This is a genomic window from Mucilaginibacter sp. P2_A4 (genome assembly GCF_056405015.1).
Genome location: NZ_JBFUCX010000028.1, coordinates 1 through 26,750 on the forward strand (window position 1 = coordinate 1; position 26,750 = coordinate 26,750).

Consider the following 26,750-nt stretch of genomic DNA (forward strand, 5'->3'; position numbering starts at 1 on the left):
AAAGGATACGATAAACCCGGCAATCATTATCTTCTTTTCCTTGTACTTCTCCAGCAACATCCCCGTGGGGATAGAAACCAAACCGTAGGCTATAAAAAAGGCAAATGGTAAGAAAGCTGCCAGCGTTAGGCTCAGGTGAAAACCCTTTATGAAATCGGGATTTAGGGCACCAATAACGTTGGTGAGAAAAGAGATAACAAAAAAGCTGAGCATGATTAATGCTACGATGTAGTAGTTACGTTTCATGAAACTACTTTTAGTGATGAGAAAAATGAGTCTGAATATCTATGCATTGTTATTACTTGATTTTTTATAAAATTGATATTTGTTAATTTAATTTTAGAAAATGATCTGTTTATAATTAAACCAACTACATCTCTCTTATCCAATTTTGGAGTTGATTAAGCATATCAATCAATTGTTCAGAAATAAAAATTTAAATTAGATTATTTATTCTTTTATCCATTTACTCCTAAACCCTAATTTTTTCAAACCATTTTGGATGTCTGGGTTATTCATAAAAAGTTTCCATATCAATCCGCTGCGATAATTTTCTATCATAACCACAATAGGCCCTTGGTCAATAGCCAAATGCGTTTTAGCATACCAATTATGCGATTCGCTGAAACCATCAGCAAAACCATAAGGGCCCCATATTTTATCACCCAGGTCATAATAAAAATGCTTCAACGCAGTCATCGAGTATGCAGGGGTATATGGAAATGACGATAACGCTGCAGTAGGTTGTATCACACCTCTATCATCCTCCGGACAATGGGCCACATAGCCTTTCCAACTGTCACCAGCGGTAAGGCCCCAGCAGTTCTCACCATAGCCCTTAAAATGTTTTGGATTTTCAATACAATAGGCTCTGTTAATAAGTGTGTGATTTTTTGTTTGCAGGGAATAATCGATATCATGGTCATCTTTCAACCCATTAGGATCAATGCCCATGTAGGTATATTGCTCAAAAAAAAGAGGGCCGCCTTTATCATAATTACCTAGGGGAAGTACATAATTGTAATAAGATTGCCCATTTTTCCAGCCACCTCCTTTTACCCAACAGTTGTCATATAATTCTTTAGTGATGGGATGAGAAGGTGATGCGGCAGCAATAATATACGTTATTAAAGCTTCGTCATAACCGGATACTGGAAAGTTCATGTCAAAATCGTTTCCTGGACTCCAGTGCCAGTAAAATACTTTATTACTGCCATTGCTGTGCCAGTTCCAGTCGGCCGCATTCCACATTTGCTGTACGCGCTTCTGGAAATATCTCTCAGGCAGTGTAGTACCGTTAAAATATGCTTTAGCACTTAACAGCCCCATCATCAGGTAAGATGTCTCCACGATATCGGCGCCATCGTCCACCCTGCCAAACGGAATAGTTTTTCCTGTCGCCCCATTCATAAAATGTGGATAAATACCATGATAACAATCGGCTTTAGTTAAGAAATCGACAATTTTTATTAGCCGATTTAGAGCTGTGTCCCTGTCGATCCACCCCCGGTTCACTGCTACTACGGTAGACAAAATGCCCATGCCTGTACCTCCAATGGCGCAAGCCTCAGGGCCAAAAGTTGATTTACTCAAATTTGGCTCATCATCCGCTTCGTTAATATAATCCCAGTAATACTCAGCTTTTACAGTATTATCACGTTCCCTTGCTAAACCACTAATCGGGTGGGCAAAATGCCAGAAATACCTGAACGTTTGGCGCTGAACAATATCAAGCAATACCGAATCGCTGACATTTTTAATAATACCAACAGGTGCAATGGAATAATGCGCTGAAGATACCTGTTTAAAACTTTTTTTCTTTTGAGCAAATACAGCTGATGTTATTAATAAACAAATGATGGCGTAGCCAAGCTTCTTTTTCATGATACGATTTAATTCGGATTGTAGAGGAATATTATATATATGATATTTGGTATCAGAGATTCTGTTCCCAGCCGGTATCCTTTAACGCGGGATCGTCCTCCTTATTCAAAAAATCTATATGAATAACGGGCTGTAGTTCCCATTCTAAAATAGCTTTGTCAGGAACCACATTAACAGGGATTTTCCATGATGTGGATTTTTCGTTATAAGCAATATTGGATTGCAGGCTAAAACATGAAATGATGGACCACCGGGGGTGATCAGATAAATTCGCTTCCGAACGATGGAGTAAATTGCTGTGAAAGAAAAGTGCATCGCCTGGCTCAAGTTCAACATATACCAATTCCATCGTTTTTAGGGCATTATTAACCATTGTCATATCCGCACCAACCTGCTCTCCTGCAAAACCATGATTTACCCTGCCCATTTTATGTGAATTGCTGATGACTTGCAAACACCCGTTCTCTTTGTTTGCCGCTGTAATGGCGATCATTACACTCATTAACTGATCGGGAAACATAAACTGGTTTTTATACCAATACCCATAATCCTGATGCCATTCCCATGCCCCGCCAACCTTTGGCTCTTTTTGCATTAGTTTAGTGTGAAAGTGGCATACCGGCGAGGTATCGCCGAGGAGCTTCTGAACTGAACTGATCATCTTTTTGCTCCGGGCGAGGTAGCCAAATACATCGTTTCCAGCAGTGAACCACAGTGATAATTTTGTCTTTTTTCCGCTTTGGTCATTTAAATCCAAAGCATTATTCAACATAGCATTATCACCAACAGCTGAAGTATATATTCTCCCAATTTCATGCTTGCTACAAAACGATTTTACAACAATAAATCCCTGCTCATGGTATTGCTTAACCTGTTCGGCCGATAGTTTAAAACTTGACATAGATCAGATTGGTTTAATTTTATACTAAGATGAGTATGATTAAGGTCCCAAGCCACATTGTAACTGTTACAAACTGATACTTTTATAACACAATACTAAAAATCCCTTTTATATACCTGTATATTTGAATATGAAACCAGCATTGGAATACTTGCCCAGGAACTCCGGCGAATCTTTTGTGATCAAATACTTTGATTACCCATATTTTCCCACACCCTGGCATTTTCATCCCGAATATGAGATAGTATTGGTAACTGAAAGTACAGGAAAACGGTTTATTGGTGACCAGGTAAGCGATTTTAAACCCGGCGACCTGGTATTATTAGGGCCATACCTGCCGCATACCTATCAAAATGACCCGCAATATCTTAAAAAATGTACCGAGCTAAAGGCAAGGTCAATTGTAGTGCATTTCAGAGAAGATTCCTTTGGAGATAATTTTTTTATGCTACCGGAAACCCGGCGGATCTATGCGTTACTGAACCGTTCTTTTAAGGGGCTATCTATTACCGGAAATACAAATAAGATAATTAGTTCAAAGCTATACGACTTGTTAGAGGCAAAGGAATTTTCCCGCTGGCTTATACTTTTAGAAATACTTAATATTCTTTCACTAAGCGAAGATTTACAATATATCTGCAATGGGATAATTACAGCGAAAAATGATACAGAAACAACAAGAATGAATATAATTATCGATTTTGTCATCAAAAATTTTACCCGTGAAATAACAATCCCTGAAATATCGGGTATGGTAAGCATGACCCAAAATTCATTTTCAAGATACTTCAGTTACCGTACACGTAAATCATTTACGGCTTTTGTGAATGAAGTAAGACTTAACCAAGCTTCTAAATTATTGATAGAAACTTCTAAAAGTGTTACAGAAGTATGCCTGGAATCAGGTTTTAATAATTTATCGAATTTTAACAGGCAGTTTAGAACAATGTATAACAATAATCCTTTAACATTTAGAAAATTGTATCAAAGCCAGAATATTTAAAATACCTCGCTGACCATTCCTCCTATGCAATGGATAAAGATGTCATGTAGTTATCGTTGAATCATAAACTTTGGCTAAAGATTCCCTTTTTGCATTTCATTAACAGCATAATTTGCAGCCCTCGCGGTCAAAGCCATATATAGGATTGATGGGCTTTGATTACCGGTGCTCGTCATGCAAGACCCATCAGTCACAAAAACATTTTTACACAAATGCAGCTGGTTCCATTTGTTTAGCAGTGATGTTTTAGAGTCTTTGCCCATACGGCATCCGCCCATTTCGTGGATATCCAATCCCGGGGCCTGTTTGTTCTCATATGTCTGCACATTTATACAGCCCGCCTTCTCCAGCATTTCCTTGCTTTCCTTTAAAAAATCTTTAACCATGCGCTGATCATTTTCGTCATATTCTACTGACGTGATGAGCAGGGGAATACCCCACTGATCTTTTTGATCTTCACTTAAACGAACATGATTAGTTTCTTTCGGTACCGTTTCGCCCTGCATATACATATACACTTTCCATCCACCCGGTTCGGTAAGTGAATCCTTGTAGTCGGCACCTATCTGTCCCTGCTCCGTTTCACCTGGCCCCGGACCGCGATTGGCTCCCATAAATGTAGTGTAACCACCAAAATAGTCAGTTTCCTGCTTGTGCAGGTTTTTATAATTAGCCAGAATCAACTCGGTAGGATTACGTCCGAAATAGTACCTATCCAGAACCCCCGCCATTTCGGCACCAACTGACGCCCGGTAGTTCTGGAAGGCGACATATTTACCCAAAAGCCCATTATCGTTGCCTAAGCCATTGGGGAATCGGTTGGAAGTGGAATTTAACAATATCAGGTTGCTATTCAGTGCCGAGGCATTGAGGAAGATAATCCTTGCCTTATATTCTATTACTTCTTTTGTATTAGCATCTATCACCCGAACGCCGGTCGCCTTACCAAGCTTTTCATCATAGATAATGGAATGTACAACCGAAAAAGGCCTTATGGTAAGGTTCCCTGTCTTTTTGGCCCAAGGTAAAGTAGAGCTATTCGAACTAAAATATCCTCCAAACGGGCAGCCACGCATACACATGTTACGGGCCTGGCATTTTACTCTACCCTGGTCAATGTGCACCTGCTTTGGCTGGGTTATATGCGCCCACCTGGCATGCACCAAATGGCGGTCTTTATAAGTTTCGTTTATTTTTTTGCTGATTATTTCCTCCACGCAATTCATCTCGAAAGGGGGCAAAAATTCACCGTCAGGCATAGACTCAATACCATCCCTGTTACCACATACCCCGATAAATTCCTCCACGTGTGAATACCAGGGCGCCACATCATCATAGCCAATAGGCCATGCAATACCATAGCCAAAGCGTTCAGGGTTAATAAACTCATATTTACTCCAACGCTGGCAGGCCCGTCCCCATGTCAATGACTTGCCTCCTACCTGGTATCCTCTTATCCAGTCAAAAGGTTTTTCCTGTATGTAAGGGTGATCTTTATCCTTTATGAAAAAGTGTGCATTATCCTCACCATAACCAGCAGCCTTACTGATCAATGGATTCTCTTTCAGAAAGGCAGTAGTCATGCGTTTCCTGTGCTTAAATTCCCAGGGTGGCGTGGTAGCCGTTGGATAATCCTTTATATGTTCCACATCTCTACCGCGTTCCAGTACCAGGGTTTTTAAACCTTTTTCACATAATTCTTTAGCCGCCCAACCGCCGCTGATACCCGAGCCAATAACAATAGCATCGTAAGTATGGTTAATTGATGAATGTAATAGCATTTATTTATAGCCAGTAATGTTAAAGTTATTTATTTCGAAGTTAGGTTGCCAAATGCTATAACATAGTTACAAATGCTGTCATCTCAACTTTTGCGCTGCATCTTCATCCAATAAAACATAAGCTGATGGCAGCGTTTGAAAAATGGACGCCGGTAATTGATTAGTTACCTCACCTGCCAATGCTTCCGCAATAATCTCCGCCTTTTTAGCTCCGGCAGCTATAAGCAAAGGTATTTTTGTTTCCTGCAAATACTTCAAACCAAGCGTTATACCCTGGTGCAAATGGGTTTGCTTTTTAAAGTATTTTTGTCCCACACTGGCGGTAACCGGCGCCAGCGGCGAATAATGAGCATATAAATCAAAATCTGTACCGGGCTCATTGAGGCCTATGTGGCCATTCATACCAATACCTACCATCATAATATCCAAAGGACCTTTTTCTTTTATAAAATCATCCATTGCCTGGCATGCAACATCTAAATCAGCTGATTTGGCATCAAAAAACATCATCTTTTCCGGTTCAATTTGCATGGGCGTAAAGAAGCTTTCATAAAGAAAATTTGTGCAGCTACCGTCATCCTCCTTGTCCATGCCCACCCATTCGTCCAGCCCAACAAAGTAACACCCGCTAAAATCTACCCGGCCATTTTTAGCATCAGCTATTAAATATTTAAATACCCCGGCCGGTGAATCTCCCGAAGGAAGACATATCAGGGAGTTAAATTTAAGTTGAATTTGAGCTACGATCATATCAGCAGCAGCCCTGCACATTTTATTGTAATCTGAATAAGTTAATACTTTCATGTAACTATAATTTAAATTAATTGATAAGCTCAAAATCATCCTGCAATCGTATGTCATCCGATGCACTCCCTATCATTAACCTGAACATGCCGGGTTGTGTAATTCGCTCCAGCTGATCATTATAGAAAGCCAGTTTTTCTTTATCGATAGTAAAAGTTATAGTTTTTGTTTCACCAGGTTGCAGCATTACTTTTTGAAAGCCCTTTAACTCTTTTGTTGGCCTTAACGGCTGCGACACTAAATCGCGTAAATAAAGTTGGGCCACCTCCTCACCGGCATAATTACCAGTATTTTGAAGATTGAACGAAACAATTATTTTTTCACTTTTCAGCATTGATCTCTTGCTAAACCGAAGGTTGGTGTATTTGAAAGTGGTATAACTTAATCCATATCCGAAAGCAAATTTCGGGCTGTTTTGCAAGTCGGTATAAGCCGAGGTGTAGAATACATCAGTATCGTTCTTTGCGGGCCTTCCGGTATTAAAATGATTGTAATAAATGGGTATCTGTCCTTCGGTACGGGGAAAGGTAATAGGCAATTTTGCAGCGGGGTTATATTTGCCATACAATACATCGGCTATGGCGTTACCGGCCTGGTTACCCAGCCACCATGTGTATAAAATAGCCGGAGCATGGTCTGCAGTCCAGTCAAATACCATCGGGCGGCCTGCCATTAGGAGTACTACCACCGGTTTACCTAATGCTACAACAGCCTTAATCAACTCTTCCTGCACACCCGGCAAATGAATATTTGAACGACTTTTTGCTTCGCCGGTCATATCAAACCTTTCACCCATTGCCATTACTACCACATCGGCTTGCATCGCTGCTTTATAGGCTTCATTAAAGCCGGCGCGGCTGGTATCAGAAATGTCAGATCCTTTTGCATAAAGCAATTTGGTTTTCCCTGCGGCCTGTTGCATACCTTCATATAAAGAAACAATCTCATTTTCGTCCCCTACGTTTTGTGCCCAAAATCCTTTCATTTCTTTTTTTGATTTTACGAGGGGTCCTATCAGGGCAATTGAGTTTATATCCGTTGACAAAGGCAACACCTGGTGCTCATTTTTTAACAACACGATGCTCTTACGGGCTACATCCCGTGCTGCTTCCACATGTTCAGGTGTATTTAGTACCCTTTTTTCGCGTTCAGCATCACTAAACCGATAAGGATCATCAAACAAGCCCAATTCAAATTTTTTGGTCAGAATGCGACTTACTGCTTCATCGATTAGTAAAACAGAAACTTTTTTATCGGCAACCAGTTTAGCCAGGTTATTGATATAGCTGCGGCTTTCCATATCCATATCGTTGCCTGCATTTATAGCCGCCTCAGCGGCCTCATAATTATTTTTCACATAACCGTGGTTTATCATCTCGCCTATTGAACCCCAATCACTTACCACGAAACCTTTAAACCCCCATTTGTCTTTTAAAATATCGTGTTGCAAATAACGGTTGGCTGTAGCCGGGGTACCATTTAAATCATTAAACGAGTCCATAAATGTACCTACTCCGGCATCAAGTGCAGCCTTAAACGGGGGCAAATAAATTTCCCATAAAGTGCGCAGGCTCATATCCACGCTGTTATAGTCGCGGCCGCCAATAGCTGCTCCATATGCTGTAAAATGTTTTGCGCAGGCCATAACCGCATCAAGGTTACCTAAACCTTTACCCTGAAAACCATGTACCCGTGCTGTAGCTATAAGGGAACCTAAATACGGATCTTCACCAGCCCCTTCCATTACCCTGCCCCAGCGTGGGTCGCGGGCAATATCAACCATTGGGGCAAATGTCCAGTGTACACCTCCCGCAGCAGCTTCGGTAGCAGCAATACGTGCCGATTTTTCAATGGCTGCCATATCCCAGCTTGCAGCTTCGGCAAGGGGGATAGGGAAGGTTACGCTATAACCATGTATAACATCCTGTCCAAACAGCAAAGGAATCTTTAGCCTGGATTGCAAGGCCGCCTCCTGAAAAACTCTGGTATGTTTAACTCCTACAATATTTAATATGGAACCCACCTCGCCTCGCTTTATAGCATCAAGCTTATTGCCAATATCAGTACTTACAGGCCCTGTAGCTTCCCAATCGCCGTTATACTGGTTAAGCTGACCTATTTTCTCTGCCAAAGTCATTTTTTTTAATAATGCTTGTACCTTTTGCGGGATACTTTGTCGCTGGGCATAACCTGCATTAATGCTAAAACTTAAAAGGCAAAGAAGAATGATTGATTTTTTACTGATATTCATTAAGTTTAAATTAAACAAAATTTAAAAGACAGGGATAACATTTAACCCTGAATCTTGTCTCATCGGTTTTTTAAGTAGAAATAGTTACTTTTTTATAATATCTATAATTTTAACTCACCCCAACCTTTGCGGTATTCGCGTTTGATAAATTGGTTGGCAGGCTCGTAATTGGTTACTCTCATATTAGGGCCATCCCATTGTAAGGCTTTATATCTGCCGCTGAATTTCAGGCTTTCCATATGGCCATAAACCGGATCGTTGCGTTTTATTTTTTCCTGTATATCAAACGTACGTAATAGCAGGTTACCCATCAATACGGTTTCGGTAAGCGGTCCGGCATAGCCAACAAAAGGCGAGTCGACCTCCATTTTACCGGGCCCGGCAATGCTGGCATCTACCCATTGCCACCAATGCCCATCCATATCACCCTCTATACGGGGATATTTCTTTGGCACATTAACATCCTTATTTAGCGACAATGGTAACAATCTTGGGTGACTGCCACCCCATCCGCAGGATACTTTTCCCTTGGTGCCAATAAACAGCGTGCATCCCTCAAAATCATTCTCGCTCGGGATATCGCCTAAGGCCTCGTTCAAATTTACGTCAGGATCAAGTTCCGTAAGGCGTTCGGGCGTAATACCTCCGTCCATCCAGTACAGATCAAGGTCCTTACCATTCTGTTGTTTAAATTTAAACTTGATAGAGCTGGAAACTGGTCCGCTTTCAGGATAAATGCCTTCTTTAAAAATACCCTTGTAAATTGTGCTGGCGCTGCCCGATACCTCGGTAGGATAGCCTAATCCTAATAATTTAAACGGAGGGCCCATAATGTGGCAGCCCATATCGCCTAAGGCACCAGTACCAAATTGCCACCATCCACGCCAGTTAAAAGGCACAAGATTTTCAATATAGTTGGTTTCCTGCGCTGTGCCCAGCCAAAGGTCCCATTTCAGTTCTTTAGGCACGGGTGGTTTTGCGGTTGGCCATGATATACCCTGCGGCCACACCGGCCTATCTGTCCAACAATATACTTTTTGGATATCACCTATTAAGTCGGCTTCAAACCATTCGCGCATAATGCGCATACCTTCACATGATGAGCCCTGATCGCCCATTTGGGTTACTACATTGTATTTTTTTGCTGCTTCTGTTATGATACGGGCCTCATAAATATCATGCGTAAGCGGTTTTTGCAAATATAAATGTTTGCGTAACTGCATGGCGCTAAGGCCAACGATAGCATGGTTATGATCGGGGATGGCCACAGTAACCGCGTCAAAATTCTTGCTTTCTTTCTCAAACATTTCGCGCCAGTCGTGGTAAAATTTGGCTTTGGGAAATTCCTTGCGGCGTGGTGCAGCTCCTCTGTCGTCCACATCACACAGGAACGCGATCTCCGCATTCTTTTTAGGTGCAGTAGCAAAATGGTGAATATCATTCTCGGCCTCACCACTGCAACCTACCGCTGCAATGTATAATTTATCACTGGGGGCGGTATAACCTTTTCCCCCTAAAACATACCGGGGCACAATATAAAATCCCGCTGTTGCTATGGCCGCTTTTTTTATAAAATCTTTTCGGCTAATGCTATTGTCATCCTGTGTTTGTTCTTTCTTCGCCATGGTGCTAATTATTTCTTTTTGTTTAGTGGTTTTACTGCAATTTCTTTAAAGTAAACCACGTCATCGTTACTATGATTTTGTAGACCGATGTAACCAGCAAGCGGTCGTGGCCCATGGAATGGCTCAAAATCAAATTTACGTTGCGGGGTAGGGTCGCCTTCTTTATAATCGGTTACCTTTTTTCCATTCAGATAAACAATAGTACGCAGTCCGTCAAGCGTAATTTCCATCACATTCCATTCGGGGCCTGGCTTGCCGGGTTTAGCTAATGGCTTCGTTAATGAATACAGTGTTCCGGTTACGTGATATTCATCTTCGCCGGATGTTTCCGGGTGATTGTCTATCTGTACTTCGTAACCATAAAATACGGGCATCATTGGTTCGCGTGGCTCAATAGGTATTCGTACAAATACACCCGAGTTGCTGTTCTCTTTTTGCATTTTATAAACAACCCGGATAGTGCAATTACTGAATTTCTCTTTGGTCCAATAAAGTAAACCCATTCCACCGTGGCTTCCGGTAACTCCATTTTCAACATATCTGCTGCCTGGGCCAACCATTTTCCATCCATTGAGGTCCTTACCATTAAAAAGCTGACGCCAGCCTTTTTCAGATAATTTGGGAATAGAATCCTGGGCATTAACAACGTTAACACTCAGCAACAGCAGTAAGCCAAAGCTTAAAGAAAAATTTTTTAGAGTTGATTTTTTAATCATAATCATCATTTTAGTTTATAGTTTATAAAGGTTTCATTTCGGTATCCTGTACAAATGCATTACCTGGCCACCCCCTGCGGCCAGATCAGTATTAATAATGCTTTGGCTATTTACTTTTCGCACTACTTTAACCAATTGATTGGGATCGTTATCCGCATCAGGTGCATCGCTGTATATCTCTGCATTATAATCTCCTGCCGGTAAAAACGATAAAGTTGTTTTAAGGCTATAGGCCGTATTGCCAGATATCGTACCGACATACCAATCGTCGCCCTTGCGGCGGGCTATAGTAACATAATCACTCACTTTGGCATTTAATACCTTTGTCTCATCCCAGGTATTGGGCACGTTTTTCAAAAACTCAAAGCCAGGCTGACCCATGTAGGCATCGGGAAAATCGGCAACCATTGGCAACTCATTTTCCAGCACAATATACATGCCCAGCATATGGCAGCGCGTACCCAACACCATCGGGGCTGTGTAATGCTGTTTAAATATTTTTGCGTTAGCCGCCCTAAAACCACCCAAATGATAATCGGTTGAACCCGCTAATAATCGTGTAAAGGCTATGTTGACATCCGCATCGGGTGTTACAGTCTGGTTCCACTTATCATTTTCATAGTTAAGTGTCCCCTCGCGAGTTAATTCATTAGGATAAGTACGGGTTGTGCCGGTTGGTTTATAAGCACCATGAAACTGGATATGCAAATGGTGCTGTGCTGCTTTTTCCAATATCTCCGTTTGCATATTTACCATCTCCTGATCATCGCGATCCATAAAATCACACATCAATCCCTTGATGCCCCATTTTTCGTATTGGGCAAAAGTTTCATCAAGTTTAGGATATAGGGCACCAAAATGCACCCAAACCCTGATACCTACACCAACCTTTGCGGCAGAGTCACATAACTGCTGCATGTCCAGGCCAGGAACAGCTTTCGATGGATCAGCATGAGGGCCGGGTTGAAAACCAGCGCCATCATTTACATACCATTCGTGCAGTCCATATTCTACCACTGTGTGATATGCGATATTATTCTTTGCACAAAAATTCACATAGTACATATTGAAATCGTAGTTGTTGCCCGGCGCCCAGGAAGTATCTGGCGAAACATTGCCATTCCACCATGGAAAGGTGTCCTTACCCGGCTTAATCCATGAAACATCCTTTAGCTTGCAAGGATCACTCAGATTGGTCAAAATATTTGATTCTATTAACGCCCCCACCCGATCGCTGATCATCATCACCCTCCAGGGGCTGTTATGCGGCAATTTGGCCCTCACTTTAATCTCCTTTTGATGCGGCAATGGCGAAAGAATGCTTTGCAGCACACCGTTATGCTTTATCAAATACATGCCTGCATAATCCAGCAGGTTAGCTTCGGTAATAGCCATGTAAGTTCCATTAGGAAACATAAATAATGCGGGCATATCCATCAGGGTATCTGCCTTTATTTCACTAAGGTGCAATTTACTGTACAAACCTTCATGGGAGGTGGTGTAGTTTTGCCTAAATAGCGCTAGCGCAACAGGATTCTGAGTTAGATTAAACGTATTGGCTTCATCTGTAACTTCAACATTTTTCCATTCATGCTGACTGGGTATCCGATAACGGAAAGCTGTGCCATCATTAAAAACCCTTATCTCGATATCGAGTTGTCGTTTTAATCCGCTTCGTTCTGTAGCTGATATCAGCAGATCGTTACTTACGCTATGTATCCGGCCGCTTTTACCTGCTATCAGGTTGTATGTTTCGTCAAGTTTTTTAAATACCGGCTTGCCCAATATGATATCCCGCCCAAAAGCGCCTCCCCCTTTAACACTAATACTCAGCCGCGAATTATCAATCAATAGCTGTCCCTTGTAGCTAACCATATATAGCAATCCAGATTGATCCGTACTGAGCCGAAACACTATCTTTTTATCGGGCGATGCAATTGTAATACCCGGGTTGGCAAACGCGCAATTGGCGAGAAGTATTAATATAAAAAGAAATGATCGTTTATAAATAGACATGCATGAAATTTTATTGGGTAATAAATGTATGAGATAATTATATTATAATAAATAGCCTTTGGCTCGCTGCAAAACTTTTTAAAGCAACAAATCTCTGTTCATGATAAAGATTAACCTGATCGGCTGATGGTTCACAACTTGGTATAAATTAGGTTAGATAAATCAAAAGCTAAAGGTGGGTATGAATATATTTCCACACCACATTCCAAATGATACATACCAATACTTTTATGACATGAAAAGTAAAATCCAGCATGAATTCCGGCCGATTTCTTGTATTCAAACATTTCAATTATTCATTCTTTTCCTCACCCGGGAACTTTCATCCAGAATTTGAGAAAGTACTTGTTGCTAAGAGTGCAGGGATGCAGTTTATTGGCGACCGGGAAAGTAATCTAAATTTGCGAAACTTGTACTTTTAGCGCCCTATTTGTTACATTTCCCTATCAAAAACTATCGAGTGTATCATATCTATTTTCGTGTTTTTATAATGCCTTTGTAGACCTGATCTTTAGCCCCAAAAAAGCTTTCCAAGTATTTTCTAATACTATTAACGGTTTACATAAACCAGTTATCAAACATTTCCGCATTATTTTTGGAAGTATTCTATAGTGAGTATTATAGACTACTTTTCAATTATATTGAGGTTTTCATAAAATCCTTATCAAACGTTTGCGTGATTTTTTTTTGAGTAGTCCTCGCAAAAATAGATGCTTTGCAAAAAGTACGCTTGCATTCCCTTGTTGATGAGCAAATGACAGGCTACAACCAATTAACAGACCATGAATTAGTGATTCTTCTAAATAGAGGAGATCAGAATCCGTTTGCTCAAATTTACGATCGCTACAAATTCATCCTTCATGCACATGCTGTAAACAAACCACGGGACCCTGAAGAAGCCAGAGATATAATCCAATAGGTATTTACTTATTTATGGTTAAAAAATGAAGTTATCCAATTATCGGGGAATTTATCAAGGTATCTTTATGGTGCAGTTCGTGATGCCATTTTAAACAAAATTACCCTTAAGTAAGTTTAGGAAAAGTATATTGATTCCCTAAAAGCATTTCCGTTGGAGGAAAAAGTTACGACAGATGGTCCGGTCAGAAAAAATCAGCTTAGGGAGCAGATAGAAAAAGCAATAGCCTGGAAATTATACCGGACTTTACTTTTCATGTCATAAAAGTATCGGTACGTATCATTTGGAATGTGGTGTGGAAATATATTCATACTCACCTTTAGCTTTTAATTTATCTAATCCAATTTATGCCAAGTCGTGAACTATCAGCCGAAGATGTTAACCGCTATCGTAAACGGTGATTTGTTTCCAAAAATGAGAAACTCACCTATACCGTTTGTGCAACTAATAGTAAAAAAACACAATCAACCCAATTCAATAAGCTGGAGACTTCAAAAGGCGCTGGTAAAGCGTGGAAGTTGAAGGTATTGATATACAAGTTGATGAAAATGGATTTATTATTGCCGAGCCGGGCAGCGGACATGCATTCCTTCCTAAACATTCTTTTGATCCTATTCCGTTGCAACAAATTCAACTATCAAAGTTAACCCTTACGCAAAATCCAGGTTTGTAAATTCCCAATATATATAAGAATATTAAAAATTTAAATAGATGAGAAAAGCAATATTGACAATTTTATTAATGCAATTGTTTGTTGGTTTTGCTTTAGCTCAGGTTTATCAGGGACAAATTGACTCGTCCCTGATGCCTGCGCTAAAACCGCATTACCAGGATGAATTTACTTTTGACAAATCTACCAACCCGACGCGGTGGAATCCACAAAAGGGTTTACATGTTGGCTTTGGCACAACAGATGCATTGTATTTTCGTACCGAACTGCCGGACGTGAAGGAAACGTCTAAGTGGTCGGGTACTGCATGGAAAGGGGAACGTTTGAACGCACAAATACTAGTATGGTCATCAGATACGCTGGAACAAGTTCGTTTCAAGCTTAATAATCTGGTAAGTGCTGACGGCAATGTCATCAGCCAAAACAATATCAATCTAAATATGGTGCGGTATGTGCTGGCAAATTATCCTTATGGAGCAAATAACGTAACCTGTGGCGACTCACCTTATAAAAATGGATACCTAATGCCCGATCGCTTTGAAACGTTTGATCGCTTTGATGTACCGGGGAAAACAGTGCGTCCGGTTTGGGTAACTTTAAATATTCCTGCTGGTACCCAGGCGGGGCATTACAAGGGAACCATCAGCGTAAAAGCAAAAGGATTTGAAAATTCACTTGAATTGAATGTTGATGTGCAAAATCAATTGCTGCCGCCGCCACATGACTGGAAGTACAGGCTCGATTTGTGGCAAAACCCCTGGGTGCTTGCATGGGATAATCATTTAAAACCCTGGTCAGAGGAACATAAATTGTTATTGAAAAAGCACCTGAAGCTTTATGCCGATGCCGGCGGAAAATATATCACTACGTATGCCGTACACTCTCCCTGGAGCGATAACTCTTATACTATCGAAGGTGGCATGATTGAATCAATTAAGCAAAAAAACGGATTGTGGAAATTCGACTACAAAATTTTTGATGAATATGTTGAGCTGGCTATGAGTGTTGGAATAGATAAGGCGATCACTATATATACACCGTTACCGGGAGGATACAGGTTTCGTTATATGGACGAGAAAACAGGCGACTATATAACCGAATCATGGCCACCTACTTCTGAAAAATTTAAAGCTTACTGGGACCCTTTCCTTTATGATCTTCGGGAGCATCTGAAAAAGAAAGGCTGGTTAGAAAAAGCTTATATTGGAATTAATGAAAGCGCCATGGATGAGACGCTCGCCGCTATTAAAGTGATTAAGAATAATTCAGCAAACTGGAAGATCACCTATGCAGGAGACTGGCATCCCGAATTAAATGACATGTTAAATGATTATTGTTTCCTTTCGGGCAAGGAATCTCCGATGGATGTTGTAAAAAATCGTTCAGCAAAAGGCTTTACAACAACCTATTATGTTTGCTGTAATCCGCCCAAACCAAACAACTTTCTATTTTCGCCACCCATTGAAGGCCGGTGGATAAGCTGGTATGCCTCAGCCTATGGTTATAATGGTTTTTTACGCTGGGCATATGATGCATGGACACAAGACCCAACAAGGGATGGACGTCATGGAACATGGGCTGCCGGAGACTGCTATTTGGTTTATCCGGGTGCAAACAGCGGTATCAGGTTTGAAAAATTAAGAGAGGGCATCGTTGATTATGAAAAGATCAGGATATTAAAAGAAAAAGCATCGGCATCGCAGGATAAAAAAGCAAAAGTTTTAATGAATGAACTTGACGAACATTTAAAGACCCTGACAACTGAACATGGTTTTAATGAGGATAAACTTAAGTCGCAAGTTTATGAAGGGGAAAAATTGATCAAAGAATTAAGTGACCTTTTGGCCGATAAAAAATAACCAATTGACATCGATGAAATTAAAGATTTTGATAGCATTGACCCTGAATGGGGTTGTTGTTAACTGCATGGCCAAACCATTCCATTCCGGCAAGCACTACTCTTCTTCCAAAGACAATAATGATTTTCACTCAAGTCTTATAACCTGTAAATATTAGCGTTTACACTATGATTATTTCATTGATTTTCTTAATATTGATTACCAATTGTGATGTATGAATTATAAAAGAGATGGATTTAATGGTCAACGGGCCATTGTTTTACCGAAATCTATTATCCATAAGTTCTGCCTATTTAACGAGGTCATCAATAAAGCGTATATTACCGACCTTGGTTATTATCCGAAAGCCCAGTATCACTATCGTAAAAGACCGCTTGGTGCAGATCAAAACATCCTGATATACTGCCTGGAAGGCAAAGGTACGGTGACCGTTGATACATCCAACTACGTTATTGTCCCCGGTGATTATTTTATCATCCCCAGCAATATGCCCCACCAATATAAAACGGATAAAAAAAATCCATGGACAATTTATTGGTGTCATTTTAAGGGCGAACAAGCGGATGCTATTGCACAGCGGATAATTAATAAAAGCACATCCTTCAAATACAGCATAGATTTTTTAGAAGAACGGGTCGCTATTTTTGATCAGTTGTACCTAAACCTGGAGAAAGGATATAGTTACGAAAATCTTACTTATGTCAATCTCCTGTTTTTACAATTTTTATCCTCTTTCCTGTTCAGCGAAAAGTTTAGTGTGGGTCTTCAGGATAAAACAGATAATTTTTTGGAAAAATCAATTTGTTTTATGCAAGACCATATTGATAAAAATTTAGCGCACTCAGATCTTGCCAAACAAGTTAATTATTCTCCCAGTCATTACGCCTTCAGATTTAAAAACGAGACTGGATTTTCACCAATTGAATATTTCAACCAATTAAAAATTCAGAAAGCTTGCCAATACCTGCAATTTACTGATCTTCGGATTAAAGAAATTGCTTTTAAAATAGGCATCAATGATGCGTGTTATTTCACCAGGCTTTTCGGAAAAACTATGGGTTTCTCTCCCAAAGATTATCGGCAGTCACGAACTCCGGTTAAATAAAATCCTGCTTGCATAATTAAGAATTCTACTGCCGGATGATATCCTTTTTAAACCAACTAACAAATGCCTGTTAAAGAATTGGTAAAGAATACATTTTCATTTAATTGCGGTTTTTGTACGCTTTTATTTCTCCCTGGTTAATCCCAAATAACAATAGGTCATTAATGGTAAGCACACTCCTGACATCTCCCCATAGTTTGAACCCGGACTGTAGCTGAGTAATATAAGTGTAATGTCCCTTCCCATCCCCTTTTAATAACACACCGTAGTTGGCATCATATTTTCCAAAGCGTATGCGGGCATGATTCATATTACCACATAAAAGTAAATCTTCATTGCCATCGTGATCATAATCCAACGTTGTAGCGGTATACACCGGTGAAAATTGTGCCTCTAAAGGCAGGGAAGTTTTATGCAGTCTACCCTGAGCATCGCTTTCAAAAAGGGCCGTCTGCAAATCATTGGTTTTCAAAATATTACTTCCCTTCATTTCTTCAGTCGTGAAAATATCTTTAATAGTAGCATCTGCATAGCTTTTATAGTCAGGAAAACGCGTGCGCATCATACTTATTTGATCCAACAATTCATCACGGGTTACAAAAGGATAAGTTTTATGCTGTATATAAAAACATAAAATGGGATCAACCGAACCATTGTTATCAAAATCTTTATAGTACATTTCAGCAGGCTCACTATCAGATGCTTTACATTGGGTATTAAGTCCCAGGTTACCAATAACCAGGTCCGGATGACCATCGTGATTAAAGTCGCCCGCTGTTATACAGTTCCACCAGCCGGTGTAATTTTTATCAAGGTATTTACTGGTTTGATTAACAAGCTTTCCATTATTGTTAATCAGAATCGTTACCGGCATCCACTCACCTACAATAACCAGATCTGGCTTTTTATCACCGTTCATATCAACCCATGCTGCATCTGTAACCATACCGGCATGTTGCAGCTTTGCGTTATATTGTTGGGTTTTATCAGTAAAGTGCCCCTTGCCATCGTTGATGAGGATATAACTCTGGGGTGTTTCAGGATACCTGCCTGGTATCACCCGTCCGCCCACAAACAGATCCGGATAAGCATCCCCGTTAATATCAGCCATTTTTACGCAGCTTTTACTACTGAGCATCCGGGGTAAGGAATTGACAGATTTTGTAAAATTGCCCTTCCCATCATTAATGTAAAGCCGGTCTTGTAAAAGCGGATCATCGGATAAAAAATCGCCATACCCGCCAGAACAAACGTACAAATCGACTTTACCGTCGCCGTTGGCATCAAAAAAAAGAGCAGCCACATCATTGCTTTTTTTATCTGTCTCAAAAACTAATTGCGGTTTTAGCAAAAACTGGTGATTGTTTTGCTGCTGGTAAAGCATACCTGCCTTGCCATCTGCTCCGCCAATATAAATATCTTCCAGCCCATCTCCATTAACATCCCCCTTAACCATACACGGTCCTGAAAAGGAGATTGGGTTAAACATTAGCGGTTGCCGTTTAAAATCATTTGTTGTATTTGACTGCTGACGATAGGCAACCGGTGACTTTACCTGGGTAAAGACTGAAAGCTTTTGATTTTCCTTTGGCTGTTTTTCAGCAGCATCTACTTCATTTAAAATAAGTTGCTGATCTGCCTTTACATGACGTAATGTTTGTTTTAAACCCAGAGGCCAAACAATAGATAATGAATCAACCTGCCTGGCTTTACCCAAACCAAAATGGATTACAGGTGATACACTGGATTGAAATCCCCGGGAAGGCATTTGTTCCTGATATTGTTTTATTCCGTTAGCATATAAGATGATTTTTGCACCTATGCCTCCGGTATTCATCCCTTTCCCGTTAAGTTTCAATTGTAAATAATGATTATTATTATGTTTGCTGGCTTTGTTTTCATAAATAAACGCAATCTGGTTTACGTTATTAACCACCAGGTCAAGATCACCATCATTGTCCAGATCGGCATAAGCTGCACCATTACTGTTGGATGGCTGTTCAATGCCCCATAAAGCACTTGTATTGCTAAATGTGAGATCACCGTTATTTTTGAAAAAGTAACTTTTAACCTTGGACGAGGGCATTTTCTGTACAATATTCAACAAATCCTGGCGCATGACCTTTTTATCCCTTAAATTATCCCCCATAAATTTCAGAAAATCCATGTTAGTGTAGTCCCGTGTATAACCATTGCTTACAAAGAGATCTTTCCAACCGTCATTGTCATAATCGGCAAACAAAGGTGCCCAGCTCCAGTCAGTATTTGAAATGCCTGCCAATTGCCCCATCTCACTAAATGTGCCGTTACCATTGTTGACATGTAGCATATTACGCATATACTGATAATAATACCCCACCTTCAGATTCAGATTAAAGGACTCATAATTATCTGCCGGGAACAATAATTTTTGCCTCTGGTTATCTTCCGGGAGCATGTCTAACGTAAAGATATCGGGTCTGCCGTCATTATTGATGTCAGCGACGTCGTTACCCATGGAATAAAACGAGGTATGTCCTACACTCTGCCGTAATTTGTCGGTAAATGTTCCGTTGTCATTATTGATATACAACCTGTCGGGCATATTATAATCATTGGAGATATAAATATCCGGCCAGCCGTCGCCATTAACATCAGCAATACCAGCCGATAAACCGTAGGATAAGGCACTGTTATAAATACCGGACTGTTTGGTAATATCATGAAAATGGCCGTTATCATTACGCAGCAAACATACGCCGCGCTCTGTATCGATTTTGCTTGTTAAAACATTTATTGTTTCTTGATCCAGGTTACTTATTCGTTGGGGATTGTGATTAACCAGCAGCATATCCAAATCACCGTCCCTGTCATAATCAAAAAAATAAGCGGATGTACTAAAAGACGGACCGGCTATACCGTATTGCTCAGCCATGTCTACAAAATGAGGTATGCCATTCTTATCATTCCCCTGGTTAATAAACAACTGTTTTTTTCTTTTTTCGGGTCCAATTTTTCCAGAATAACATACATATATATCAAGCTTACCATCACCGTTGACATCGGCCATAGTAACTCCAGTTTTCCAGGGACCGGATCGCCCAGCTACATCCGCAGCAGTGGTAACATCTTCAAACTGCATATGCCCTTTATTCACATACAACTTATTATCAGTCATATTAGCCGTAAAATAAATATCCTGCAATCCGTCACCATTTAAATCACCTATTGCTACTCCTCCGCCATTGTAAAAATATTCATACATCAACACATTGGTATTCAAACCCTCAGTTAAAGTATTGCTAAAATTGATATGAGTTTTTGATGCAGGTAATAAAGAAAATAAATGGTCACTTTCATGATTCCTTGGGCCTTCCGGGTTGTTATGACAGGCCATCCAACTCATAATGAAAACCAGCAGAACAACGGTTATTAATTTAATATTTTTTGGCCTCATCAATTTCATTTTTGTTCAATTAGTATCTAGCCCTGTAATAAAAAAAGCAGAACCTATATCCGAAGATAAAGGTTCTGCTTTTAAATAAACTACTGTTAATACCCAGGATTTTGTTTCAATTTTTTATTCTGATCGATGGCATTTTGTGGAATCGGGAACAAGTAGTTTTTACTTGCGTTAAATGTTCTATTTCCACCAGGCGTGGTAACGGGCTTATAGTTAAAACCCCCGCTACCATCTGCTGTAATAGCTATGCCGTGTAGCGGCTTATTTATATTAACCTCAGCAAGTTTCCACCGCATTAGATCCCACCAGCGTTTATCTTCAAACGCCAACTCTACCCTGCGTTCACGCCTGATTGCTGTGCGCATCTGGTCCTGACCAAGAGCAGGTGTCAAATTTGGCAAAGCCGAACGTGTACGGATTTTGTTAATAGCATCATATACTGAGCCATCAGGACCAGATACTTCATTTTGTGCTTCGGCATAATTTAATAATACCTCTGCATAACGGAAGTAATAATAATTCTGGCCGCCACTTGATGGGCTGTTCCAGTTATCAGGTCCAAGAGTAATACTTTCACTTACACCCTTGCGCAAGTAATAACCGGTTTGCCCGGCGTCATTTTTATCTGAAAGATCGATCTCATTAGGGCTGTTAATACCTTGCCTTGTATAAATAATGTCATTGTAGAAAAATGAGCCATCATAAACTATACTCTGGTAAAATCTTTTCTCTCTGTGCAGGTAAGGAGTTTTAGGATTAAAACCCGAAGCTGGATTGCTGATAGGCAAGCCGTTGTCCATAGCATAATCATCCACCAATTCCTGTGTCGGATCTGTTCCGCCCCAACTGGTCTCTACTCCCCCTTTGGTAAAGGTAGGCCCATTAGTACCTGCATAAAAATTCCCCTTTACCCTTGGAATATACTGACGATAAAAAATTGCTTCTTTGTTAGCAGTGTTATCTAAAAAGAGGGCGCCGTAATCCTGAAAAAGATCGTAAACCTTGCCATTGCCAAAATCATTAATAATTTGCTTATTGGTAGTTGCCGAGGCACGATAATCATGATCATAAAGTTCCACCCACCCCTTTAGGGTTAAGGCCGCACCCGCACCTGCCCTGCCGCTTTCTGCCGGTACCTGTGGAAGATCAGTCGCGGCGGCAGCCAATTCCGTAGTGATAAACTTATAGGTATCATCAGCATTGTTTCGCCCAACAAATATCTGATCACCCTGTGTATTTATATCTAAGGGTGTTGTTATTACAGGAACGCCTCCATAAGCCATCCAAAGCAATTGATAAAAATAGGCTCTTAAAAAACGGGCCTCTGCTATCCTTGCTTTTTTATAATCTGCAGAAAGTGTTGATGCAGTTACGTTCGTGATGAAAATGTTGCATTTGCGTATGTAACTGTAATTGGTAGCCCAATCCAGGTTTATAGCGTCAAAACCCACCGTTGATGGGGTGTAGTTTGCCTGTTGTCCCTCGGTTCTTGAATTGGGCCAGGGGAAACTGCAAATTGAATTATCAGACCAGTTATCAAACGGATCATAGAAATTATTACCGTCAGGCAAATTGTTGTAAATGTCGTTCAAAAAAAGATCAGCAGTTGAAGAATTTGCAAAAACAGCGTCGCCGGTAAGACGATCGTGCGGAGTAATGCTTAAGGAGCTATCCAAAGATTTTTTGCACGATATATTCAGCAGGCTGACCATCATGAGCAGCAGGCTGATAGTGAAAATATATTTTGTTGTAGTTTTCATTTTTTTGATACTTAAAACGATTAAAAGGTTACATTCAAACCTACGGTAACCACTTTTATCTGTGGATAGTACTGTCCATTACTTGCACTTACCTCCGGATCAAAGTTCTTGATAGGGCTCCAGGTTAACAAGTTTTGTCCGGATAGATAAAACCTAACAGATTGCAAATGCAAATGCTGGATGACGCCTGCGGGCACCGTATAACCCAAGTTAGCCGTTTTTAACCTTAGGTATGAGCCGTTTCTAATCCACCACGATGAAGTCTGAGTGTTATTGGAGGTTGGCTGTGTAGTGATCCGCGGATTTGTAGCATTGGGATTAGATGGTGTCCAGTAATCCAGAGCATCTATTGTAGCCGACGATGAATTATCAAAAGGGTAAACGCTATCATAAAAATTACGATTGGCTGCCCCCTGGAACAAAACGCTCAGGTCAAAACCTTTGTAGGTTATGCTTGGGCTTATTCCATAAACGATCTCAGGGTTATATGATTTCCCTATAGGTACTATATCGTTATTATCTATCTTTCCATCATCATTCACATCCTTATAGCGCAGGTCGCCCGGAAGCACTTGCCCCCATGGTTGTGCGGCAATACCCGGTTTCAAATTACCGGAGCTATCAAAGTCTGCCGGTTTGAAATAACCCGTGGCCTGAAATCCAAATAAGGTGCCGAAAGGACGGCCGGTAATCCGCCGGTTAGGATTTTCGTAAGTTGCTGATGTTTCATACACTTGTAGTAGTTTATTCTTCGCATAAGTGATGTTTCCAGTCAGGCTAACACTTAAATCCTTATTAAACCGGTGAGTTGTTCCTAAAGTAAGTTCAACACCATGATTACTCATAGATCCGGCATTTACCTGGGACAATCCTATTCCGTATTCTGCAGGTACGGTAACAGTTGGAGCCAATAATAAGTTATTCCTTACTTCATAAAAATAATCAGCCTCAAAAGTAAGTCCGCCTTTCCAAAGTGTTCCCTCCAGACCTACATCAGTTTTTTTCGCCCTCTCCCAGGTAATATTGGGATTGGCCTGGTTACCTTCAGTTAAACCTTGTGTAGCTGCCCCGTTAAAGACAGCTGAGTTGCCATAAAGCCCAAAAGAACTTAAATATTGAAACGCCGAACCGGCCAGAGCCGCCGATTCACCCCATGAACCTCTCAGTTTCAAATTATTTATCCAGGTAAAATTATTTTTGATGAAAGGCTCTTCTGACAAACGCCAGCCAGCAGCAAAGGATGGGAAGAAACCAAAACGATGGCCGGGGGCAAAGTAATAATTCCCGTCATAACGTCCTGATGCTTCGAAAAGGTATTTGTTATCAAAAGCATAGCTCACGCGGTAAATAGCCGATTTTTGCTTTTCTTCCAATGAATAACCACTGTTATTAATGTCGGTACTATTTGAACTTCCATTATTTAATTCAGGTATCGGAACATTATAATTGAGCCTGCTGGCACTAAATAATGAAGCTTTGGTATTCCTGCTTTCCAATACGATCAGTCCTGTTATATCGTTTTTCCCAAACGTATTATGGTAGTTAATATATCCCTGGTAGGTAAAGGCTTGCGACTGCGAAAAAGACTCATAATATTGTGGTTTTGACGGCCCATCGTTTCCAGCCTGAGTAATTGCCTTGGTAGCAGGATCGTAAGCATAATAATTGATGGGGGTAAGATATGTTCTGTTGAATGAGGTTATAGGCGCAGTTTGATTCCTCGGATCGCCAGGGTTAAAAGGATTATAATCGTAGCTGACTGCACCTTTAATACTCAAGCCTTTAATAAAAGGCAGCTGCTGCTCAATGCTTAGTTGATTTAGCAAAGTGTAACCTAATGATTGATTAAATCCGCTGCCATGTATGTTACCATAGGCTGACCGGGCAATATAAGAACCGGGAAGGCCATTAGTAAAAGTAAGGGGGGCATTTGGTGGTGTGCGGAAAGCCTGGTAAAATATACTGCTTGAAGAAATGCCGGGGTAATTACCGTTTTCTACCCGACCGTTCATTGAAACATTAACTTTAGTTGTTTTTGTCGCATCTGCTTCTATGTTTGCAGTAAGGTTATACCTTTTGTAATTGGTTGGCCCCCATAGCCCATCCTGCGTAAGAAAACCAATGCCTGTATAATATCTTACATTTTCGGCCCCTCCTGACAATTGCAGGTTATTGCTAATCATTGGCGTATTGCGGCTAATCAATTCGCCTAAAACATTGTGATCAGGATGCCCATTTGGATCGCTATGATCCTTATACTTTTGCAGATCATCGGCAGAGTAGGCATGCGGCGCACCAATATTATCATCTGCAGCATTAAACAACGATGCATACTGGTAGGCGTTTACAAATTTGGTTAACACTGTCGGGTTCTGCCAGCCATAATATGCATTGTATGTAAGTGTTGGTTTGCCGAGCTTTCCTTTTTTAGTAGTGATTAACAATACACCATTTGCTCCGCCTAAACCATAAGGCGCTACAGCGGCGGCATCTTTTAAAACAGATATTGATTCAATGCTGTTCGGGTCGAGCTGGGTATAATTTCTTGGCACACCGTCTACGATTACCAGGGGTTGCGTATTACCAGTTGTACTTAGCCCGCGAATTTGAATATTCGCTCCGTCATTGCCTGGTTCACCGCTAGACTGGGTAAGTAAAATACCCGATACACGTCCGCCAAGAGCATCAGTAATATTTGCTACCGGTTGGGAAGCCATATCTTTCCCTTTTATTGTCGATACAGCAGCGGTCACAGACGTCTTTTTTTGCGTTCCATAGCCCACAACAACCACCTCATCCAGATTTTTGGATGCAGGTTTCATTTGTACCTGTAGTTTGTCTTGTCCGCTTACAACTACTTCCTGATCGGAATACCCGATAAAACTAAAAACTAATGTACCTCTGCCATTCGGAATATTAATGGAGAAGTTTCCATTCGCGTCAGAGCTCACGCCGTTTGAAGTACCTTTAAGCATAATACTGACGCCAGGCAGCGATTCTCCTTTGTCATCTTTGACTGAACCGGTTAATAATTTGGTTTGTGCCGATGCCATAATACTTATCATATTTAACAGCAACAAAATCACAAACAATTTTCCTCTGATCAAGCGCGTTTCCCTCAAGGAAACAGGCAAGAAAAAGGGAAATTTCACATGAGTAAAATTTACTTTCATAAAAGGTGGTTTAATTATTTAATTGGTTTTAACTTATCAAATGTGATATAAAACAGGCTATCAATAAATAGACGTTTTTACTTTAAAGTAGGATTATATTATGATTTAAAATAGTAATCTATTGTCTGAGTCCGGATTGAACAAATGAAGATTTATTCAATCCGGAAATAGAAAAGCAGGGTAAATAAAACAATCAGTTTAATGCTGTCCATATTTGCTAATGGCTTATTTACCGGTTACTTAATGCCCCTTAAATGAAAGACGATTATTTAAAAAGCCCCGCAAGTTTTTCTGTTTTCACAGATACTGATGGATTAAACCCCGGCGTATTCATATAATCTTCCAGGCTATATAGCAACTGTTTGGCTTCGGGACGTTTTTCTTGATCTGTAAGCAAATCAATACCTGAAACCACCAGGCTACCGTTTCCTGCTTTGCATTCAAAAATCAACCCCAGAGGCCTTGCGGTAAACCAGTCATCTATGATCCTTACAATGGGTTTGATCTCATTTGAAAGACTATCCAACCGGATTGCGGAGCTATGACTTATGCCATCCTGCCATTCCCAGTTGCTGTAATAATCCGTAGGAAACTTTGCCAATGCCGGGTGTGCGGGATTACACAAAATCCCCAGTGTGTGCGGAGGCTGGTTGTTAGTCCATGAGGTGTTCCAGAAAATGCTGGAAAATCCCACCACAACATCTCCACCCATATCTGCCTTTATTACACCTCTTTTCACGGTAAGCAGAACCTTACCGCCTTTATTTAACATGGCCAAAGCCTTTTCATCAAGTTGTTGAGTTACATAAATATTTTTATTAGGTTCGGGACGATGCGAAGG

Annotated in this window: 16 protein-coding genes and 1 pseudogene; 4 read left to right on the forward strand and 13 right to left on the reverse strand. The window is 40.6% G+C overall.

The genetic code is table 11. The features are described from left to right. The 3 genes from AC1DYB_RS29945 to AC1DYB_RS29955 all read right to left on the reverse strand — a co-directional run. On the reverse strand, nt 1-246 hold a 246-nt coding region (locus tag AC1DYB_RS29945; RefSeq protein ID WP_477440546.1), incomplete at its 3' end, for an MFS transporter. A gap of 204 nt (nt 247-450) precedes the next feature. Continuing rightward, on the reverse strand, nt 451-1,884 hold the full coding sequence (locus AC1DYB_RS29950) for a glucoamylase family protein (protein WP_477440548.1): 1,434 nt from the start codon (nt 1,882-1,884) through the stop codon (nt 451-453). A gap of 52 nt (nt 1,885-1,936) precedes the next feature. Beyond that, complete coding sequence (locus tag AC1DYB_RS29955; RefSeq protein ID WP_477440550.1) at nt 1,937-2,785, reverse strand: phytanoyl-CoA dioxygenase family protein; 849 nt, start codon at nt 2,783-2,785, stop codon at nt 1,937-1,939. A gap of 130 nt (nt 2,786-2,915) precedes the next feature. Between AC1DYB_RS29955 and AC1DYB_RS29960 the strand changes: the two genes are divergently transcribed. Further along, the gene (locus tag AC1DYB_RS29960) at nt 2,916-3,788 is read left to right on the forward strand and encodes an AraC family transcriptional regulator (RefSeq protein ID WP_477440552.1); all 873 of its coding nucleotides are present in this window, start codon (nt 2,916-2,918) and stop codon (nt 3,786-3,788) included. A gap of 74 nt (nt 3,789-3,862) precedes the next feature. On the opposite strand, the gene AC1DYB_RS29965 is transcribed toward AC1DYB_RS29960, so the two are convergent. From AC1DYB_RS29965 to AC1DYB_RS29990, 6 genes are all read right to left on the reverse strand, one after another. After that, entirely contained in the window at nt 3,863-5,569 is a 1,707-nt protein-coding gene (locus AC1DYB_RS29965; protein ID WP_477440554.1) for a GMC oxidoreductase, read from the reverse strand. Between the two features lie 78 nt (nt 5,570-5,647). Further along, the gene (locus AC1DYB_RS29970; protein ID WP_477440556.1) at nt 5,648-6,373 is read right to left on the reverse strand and encodes a glucosamine-6-phosphate deaminase; all 726 of its coding nucleotides are present in this window, start codon (nt 6,371-6,373) and stop codon (nt 5,648-5,650) included. A gap of 16 nt (nt 6,374-6,389) precedes the next feature. Then, the gene (bglX, locus tag AC1DYB_RS29975) at nt 6,390-8,624 is read right to left on the reverse strand and encodes a beta-glucosidase BglX (protein WP_477440558.1); all 2,235 of its coding nucleotides are present in this window, start codon (nt 8,622-8,624) and stop codon (nt 6,390-6,392) included. 101 nt (nt 8,625-8,725) lie between these two features. Next, nucleotides 8,726-10,249 (reverse strand): Gfo/Idh/MocA family protein, encoded by a 1,524-nt coding sequence (locus AC1DYB_RS29980; RefSeq protein WP_477440560.1) that lies wholly within the window; start codon nt 10,247-10,249, stop codon nt 8,726-8,728. 8 nt (nt 10,250-10,257) lie between these two features. Then, nucleotides 10,258-10,965 carry a 3-keto-disaccharide hydrolase gene (locus AC1DYB_RS29985; RefSeq protein WP_477440562.1) on the reverse strand — a complete coding sequence of 236 codons (708 nt, stop codon included), beginning with the start codon at nt 10,963-10,965 and terminating at the stop codon, nt 10,258-10,260. Nucleotides 10,966-10,998: 33 nt separating this feature from the next. After that, a complete protein-coding gene (locus AC1DYB_RS29990) occupies nt 10,999-12,981 on the reverse strand; it encodes a glycoside hydrolase family 97 protein (RefSeq protein ID WP_477440564.1) in 1,983 nt (660 codons plus the stop codon). A 1,430-nt stretch (nt 12,982-14,411) separates the two neighbouring features. On the opposite strand from AC1DYB_RS29990, the gene AC1DYB_RS29995 reads away from it, so the two are divergent. The 3 genes from AC1DYB_RS29995 (at nt 14,412) to AC1DYB_RS30005 (ending at nt 17,534) form a co-directional block, all read left to right on the forward strand. Further along, on the forward strand, nt 14,412-14,573 hold the full coding sequence (locus AC1DYB_RS29995; RefSeq protein WP_477440566.1) for a hypothetical protein: 162 nt from the start codon (nt 14,412-14,414) through the stop codon (nt 14,571-14,573). Nucleotides 14,574-14,611: 38 nt separating this feature from the next. Beyond that, a complete protein-coding gene (locus AC1DYB_RS30000; protein ID WP_477440568.1) occupies nt 14,612-16,429 on the forward strand; it encodes a DUF4091 domain-containing protein in 1,818 nt (605 codons plus the stop codon). A gap of 214 nt (nt 16,430-16,643) precedes the next feature. Beyond that, nucleotides 16,644-17,534, forward strand: a complete 891-nt coding sequence (locus AC1DYB_RS30005; protein WP_477440570.1) for an AraC family transcriptional regulator — start codon at nt 16,644-16,646, stop codon at nt 17,532-17,534. Between the two features lie 100 nt (nt 17,535-17,634). Here the strand turns inward: AC1DYB_RS30005 and AC1DYB_RS30010 are convergent, their stop codons facing one another. The 4 genes and pseudogenes from AC1DYB_RS30010 to AC1DYB_RS30025 form a co-directional block, all read right to left on the reverse strand. Continuing rightward, a complete protein-coding gene (locus AC1DYB_RS30010; protein WP_477440572.1) occupies nt 17,635-20,979 on the reverse strand; it encodes a VCBS repeat-containing protein in 3,345 nt (1,114 codons plus the stop codon). Nucleotides 20,980-21,065: 86 nt separating this feature from the next. Further along, a complete protein-coding gene (locus tag AC1DYB_RS30015; protein WP_477440574.1) occupies nt 21,066-22,736 on the reverse strand; it encodes a RagB/SusD family nutrient uptake outer membrane protein in 1,671 nt (556 codons plus the stop codon). Between the two features lie 20 nt (nt 22,737-22,756). Next, nucleotides 22,757-25,801 (reverse strand): SusC/RagA family TonB-linked outer membrane protein, encoded by a 3,045-nt coding sequence (locus tag AC1DYB_RS30020; RefSeq protein ID WP_477440576.1) that lies wholly within the window; start codon nt 25,799-25,801, stop codon nt 22,757-22,759. A 373-nt stretch (nt 25,802-26,174) separates the two neighbouring features. Then, nucleotides 26,175-26,750: pseudogene (locus AC1DYB_RS30025) on the reverse strand (beta-galactosidase); the annotation flags it as partial.